Below are 371 nucleotides of genomic sequence, written 5' to 3'. Positions count from 1 at the left end.
GAGCGGGGTTACTCCCATGAACACAGCTAGTGTAAGGGTGCATATTTATTTGCTGGGAACCGCGGCGGGAGGAAGCGGAACCTTCTATATCGATCAGGCCAGTTTACGGTATACGAATGATGATAATCTACTTACAAATGGTTCATTTGAAACAGCGATTGGGGGTCTTAACGGAATTGCCAATGGATGGAACAAAGCGGATAGCGCGGGAATCATCGGGAGCGGTGAAGTGATCGATGGCGGCACCTCAGGATCAAAGGCCCAGAAAATCAGCGTAGCGACGATTCCAGAGGGGGGAAGGTCATATTTATTTCAAAATGTGGCGATAGAGGGGAACAAGCCCTATACATTCCAGGCGATGATGCAGATTC

At 49.1% G+C, this 371-nt stretch carries 1 protein-coding gene; it reads left to right on the top strand.

The window, feature by feature from the left end:
* Window positions 1-16: 16 nt before the first annotated feature.
* On the top strand, window positions 17-371 hold a 355-nt coding region (locus LRL21_RS47470), incomplete at its 3' end, for a hypothetical protein (protein WP_240422232.1).

The sequence above is a fragment of the Paenibacillus periandrae genome, assembly GCF_022458865.1.
GTDB classification, from domain to species: domain Bacteria; phylum Bacillota; class Bacilli; order Paenibacillales; family NBRC-103111; genus Paenibacillus_S; species Paenibacillus_S periandrae.
Note: the sequence above shows the minus strand (reverse complement) of the source record. Positions and strands in the feature narration are given on the sequence as shown.